5 protein-coding genes are annotated in these 4,459 nt (G+C 61.6%); 1 reads left to right on the top strand and 4 read right to left on the bottom strand.

Annotation, left to right across the window (positions count from 1 at the left end):
• Positions 1–65: 65 nt before the first annotated feature.
• The 4 genes from ADADOO_RS09815 to nifE are packed head-to-tail and all read right to left on the bottom strand — an operon-like array spanning position 66 to position 3,786.
• Positions 66–533 (bottom strand): SoxR reducing system RseC family protein, encoded by a 468-nt coding sequence (locus tag ADADOO_RS09815; protein WP_511277124.1) that lies wholly within the window; start codon positions 531–533, stop codon positions 66–68.
• Positions 530–955, bottom strand: a complete 426-nt coding sequence (locus ADADOO_RS09810) for a NifB/NifX family molybdenum-iron cluster-binding protein (protein ID WP_511277122.1) — start codon at positions 953–955, stop codon at positions 530–532. Before ADADOO_RS09810 ends, ADADOO_RS09815 begins: the two co-directional genes overlap by 4 nt.
• A 16-nt stretch (positions 956–971) precedes the next feature.
• Entirely contained in the window at positions 972–2,375 is a 1,404-nt protein-coding gene (gene nifN / locus ADADOO_RS09805) for a nitrogenase iron-molybdenum cofactor biosynthesis protein NifN (RefSeq protein WP_511277120.1), read from the bottom strand.
• Positions 2,376–2,385: 10 nt separating this feature from the next.
• Positions 2,386–3,786 (bottom strand): nitrogenase iron-molybdenum cofactor biosynthesis protein NifE, encoded by a 1,401-nt coding sequence (nifE, locus tag ADADOO_RS09800; RefSeq protein ID WP_511277118.1) that lies wholly within the window; start codon positions 3,784–3,786, stop codon positions 2,386–2,388.
• A gap of 228 nt (positions 3,787–4,014) precedes the next feature.
• On the opposite strand from nifE, the gene ADADOO_RS09795 reads away from it, so the two are divergent.
• A complete protein-coding gene (locus tag ADADOO_RS09795) occupies positions 4,015–4,449 on the top strand; it encodes a universal stress protein (protein ID WP_511277116.1) in 435 nt (144 codons plus the stop codon).
• Positions 4,450–4,459: the final 10 nt, after the last annotated feature.

The following is a 4,459-nucleotide window of genomic DNA, read 5'->3' as shown; positions in this document are numbered from 1 at the left end:
CGCGCATCTGGCGGGCCATCTCCTTGACGAAATCGGTTTCGAAGATGGGATCGGCAGCAATGGCTTCAGTCATGGTCATACTCCTTGGGAAATGGGTTGGATTGGTTGGAAACCGGAATCAGTTGTGGCGCCGGCATGAGGCCGGGCACCAGGCCGATGGCGATGCGGGCGACGGCCAGTGCGCCGAGAAAGCCGGCAATGGCACCGAGGGCCGTGGCACCATCGCTGCCATCGAGCAGTGAACCGAGCCAGGCGCCAAAAATCATGGCGAAGGCCGGGAAGAGATAGCCGAGCAAGGCCGAGAAGGTCAGGCGGCTGGCTGGCAGCCCGATCATCACCATGTCACCGGCCTTGATGTCGCCGCTGACCGGCAGGGTCAGCAAGGTGGCCGGCCGGCCGCTGGCCATCTTGCCGATGCCGCAGCTGCTGCCCTGCCCGCAGGACGAACAGCCGGCCGTTTCCATGGCGACGATGGCCTTGCCTGCCTCAACGCGCTGGACGATGCCGCGGTGTTCGATCATGTTGGCGCTCATCCTTCCCACCCTTCCTCTTCCATGGAAGCGAAGCGATTCTCTTCCTTGGCCTTGGCCTGGGCGGCGATGGCGCGGTCGATCCAGACCACCCCACCCTCGCTCATCGCTTTCGAAATTTGCCCCAAAAGCTCGTCGACCGTGTCAACCTCATCGACGCGGATCGGCTGGATGCCTTTGGCCAGCAGCTTCTTGATCGCCGAAGCACCAATCGCCATGACGTAAACCCCGGCGCAGCCTTCGAGGAAATCAACCTTGGCGCCGAGCTTGTCCTCGTTGCCGTCCATCGCCTCTTCGGCAAACTCGGCAACGCCGACCAGCGTCGCCTTGTCCGGCGTCACTTCGTAGACCACGAAGCCCTCGGCCGAACCGAAGTGCTGATTGACCCGTGTCCGGTCGGTCGAGGCGAAGGCGACCTTGATCATGGCGTCCGGCTCCTGCCTAATGGACCAGACCAACTGCAGCCGACGAGATGACATGTTGTTTGCTGACGCCATCGCGGTCGTCGGCCCAGTAGATTGATCGATAGGGTGCGAGTTCATGGTGTTGTCCCAGCATGAGGTTGGCGAGATCGAACAAGGCCTGCCGCGACCCGCGGTAGCCCACCCAGGTGCGGGCGTAACCGCCCACGTGGTCGTATTGCGGAAAGCCGGCCCGGAGCAGCGGCAAGCCCAACCGCGAAGCGGTGTCGGCAGCATGGGAATTGGCGACAATCAGTTGCGCGCCGTTGCTGCGTGCCTCTTTTTCCATATCCTCCAAGTCACCGACGATGACTTTGGCGATTGGCAGTCCAGCCAGGCTTTCATGCTTGTGCGTGGCAACGGCGCTGACAATTTCGGCGCCCATGCTGGTCAGGAAACGCACCTGCATGCCGACAAGATCGGGGTCGCCAGCCAGAGCGACACGGGCAAAGCCGATCATGAAATGGCTGTCGACCATGGCATCCTGCAACTGGGAACGGTGACGTTCGATCTTCTCGGGCACCGGCTTGCCGGAAATCTCGGCCAGCGCCTGGGTGAAATCGTCGCAATCCTCGAGGCCCATGAGGCCAGCGAAATGGTAGTCAGGCACACCGGTCCGCGTCTTCAGGATGTTGGCCGCCTTGAGCAGCGAAGGGCCAACGACCAATGTTGCGGTCGACTCGCCCATGATCTCGATTTCCGAGCGCGGCGTACCGCCGATGGTCAGCGATGAGGTTTCGGCTTCGACCAGATGGCCGTCGAGCGAATCGCCAATGTCCGGCACGACGATGGGGCGCAGGCCGAAGGCTTCGATCCACTCCTTGATCGCCTCGATATCGCCCGGCGTCAGCATGGCCGAGGCCAGCACATTGACCTGCTTGGGACGTTTGCCGACGCAGGCGCTTTCCGGCACCAGCGTTTCGATCAGGGCTTCAATGGCCAGCGCGTAGCCGCTTTCCAGACAGCCGACGTAATCCGGCGTATTCACCGGGACCACGGCAACGTGGTCGAATTCCGGGTGAGCCCGGCGAAAATCGCCGACACAGCGGCGAATATCGGTGCCCTGCGTTTCCGACAGACCGGTCGTCACGAGGCCGATGATGTCCGGCTTGCTCTTGTCGGACAGCGTGCGCAGCGCCTCGATCACATTGTCGTCGGCGCCCATGATGCTCGATACCTGATCCATCGCCGTCGTCTGCAAGGGAATCGGCTCGCGGAAGTGGCGCACGAAAAACACCTTGCCAAAGGCCGTGCACCCCTGCGAACCATGCATGAGCGGCAGGCTGCGGTTGAGGCCGAGGAAAGCCAGCGAGGCGCCGATGGTCTGGCTGACCTTGAGCGGATTGACCGCCAGCGCTTTCTTGGAGTGGATGATTTCAGCCATGTCGCTCCCTTTACGCTGCCAGCACGGTGCCGGGACCGCTTTGCTTGGCCCACGGCGCCGGCTTGCGCACGGCAGCCCACACCGGGCTTTCCATCGACAGCGCCAGTTGGCGAGCCAGTTCGCTCATGCCGGCATAACCGGCGTAACCGAATTCACGCTCCTGATTGATGTCGAGGAAGGGAATCCGCGCCTTGAGCGCCGTGTAGAGATTGCGTCCGCCAGCGATCAGGATGTCGGCCTTGTACTCGTGGTAGGTCGACAACAGCGCCTTCGGGCTGCCGTCATCGATCATCTTGGTGTCCTCGCCCATCAGCTCGCGAATGCGCGCCTTGTCTTCTTCAGTCGATTTCTTGGTACCGGTCGCCACCACCTTCATGCCCAGATCCTGCAGGGCCGAAACGATGGACCACGACTTGACGCCGCCGGTGTAAAGCAGCACGCGCTTGTCCTTGAGGCGGGCGCGCCAGGGTTCGAGCGCGGCGTGCGCCTTGGCTTCCTCGCGGGCGATGACGGCTTCGGTCCGTGCCGTGAGGTCCGGATCGCCAATCAGCCGGGCGAAATCGCGCAGGGCGTTGGAGACGTCAGCCACACCGTAAAAACTGCCCTCAAAAAACGGTTGACCGTAGGAGTCCTGCATCTTGCGCGCCACGTTGAGCAGCGCCTTGGCGCAGACCACCATGTTCACCTTGGCACGGTGCATGGTCTGCACTTCGTGGAAACGCGAATCACCGGACAGGGTGCACAGAATGCGCAGGCCGAGCTCGTCAAAGAGCGGCGCGACGTGCCAGAACTCGCCGGCAATGTTGTATTCGCCGATCAGATTGACGTCGTAGGTCGGCAGGCCGTCGGCGCGCGGCACGACGGGCGCTGGTTCGGCGGTGCCGATGACGTGCTTGAACATCGCTTCGCCGGCCAGCCGGTTGCCGAGGTTCTTGGTGCCGTAGAAGCCGGCCGCATCGACCGGCACCACCGGCGTTCCCCAGCGTTCGGTCGCCGCCTTGCAGACGGCGCCGACGTCATCGCCGATCAGCGCGGTGACGCAGGTGTTGTAGATGAAGACCGCTTTCGGCGAATAGCTGTCGATGGCCTGCTTGATGGCATGAAACAGCCGCTTCTCGCCGCGCCCCATGACCACGTCGGTTTCCGACAGGTCGGTGGTCATGCCGATCTTGTACAGCGTCACGCCGGAAGAGCGCGTGCCACGGTTGTCCCAGGAGGAACCGGCACAGGCAATCGGGCCATGCACGATGTGGGCGACGTCAGCAATCGGCAGCAGCGCAATCTGCGCGCCATCAAAGGAACAGCCGCCCGCCGTGGCGCCTGGCTTCGGCTTGGCGCAGCCGGACTTTTCCTTGGTGTTATGGGTACAGGCTGGCTCGTCGAGCAAGGCCTGGATTTCGCTGGCTTTCATGCTGTTCTCCAGAGGTCTGGATAGCAATTAGCAAGACGGGTGCCACCTTTAATTCATTGATTTATATGAATTTAAAACCAGTGAAATTGTCGCTTTTGCGACAAGGCGACCATCTGTCGACAAAAACAGGCTGGTTTTGGCGATACTGCTAACGAAACCTGTCCGCTGCTTCTACAGTAATAGCAGGAATGCATTTAACCGCCCATCACCGGGCAAAAGGAGACCGCAATGAAGTCCGTATTACTTCCAGTCGACGGTTCGAAACATGCCCTCGCTGCAGCCCTCTATCTGGTTCAGTTCGCCAAACTGCACGGCGACCTTGAGGTGCATGTCCTCAATGTCGAACCGTCACCTGTCGCCTGGCAAACCCACGGCATGGAAGAAAATGCCATCCAGAGTCACCTGACGGCCCGCGCGCACATCGTGCTGAAACCGGTTCTCAACGTTTTGAACGAGGCGGGCATTGCTCATAAAACCCACGTCAAGCTCGGTGATGCAGCGGAAACAATCGTCGCGCTGGCTGACGAACTGGGCTGCGACAGCATCGTCATGGGCACCCGTGGCTTGGGCGGCCTGGCGGCCCTCGCCCTCGGTTCGGTGACGCGCAAGGTGCTGCATCTATCCACGAAACCGGTGGTCTGCATCAAGGCAGATAATGACTGAAACCGGCTTG

Origin of the sequence: Azonexus sp., assembly GCF_036170495.1 — a bacterium.
Lineage (GTDB): Bacteria > Pseudomonadota > Gammaproteobacteria > Burkholderiales > Rhodocyclaceae > Azonexus.
This window is presented reverse-complemented; position numbering and strand designations above follow the sequence as displayed.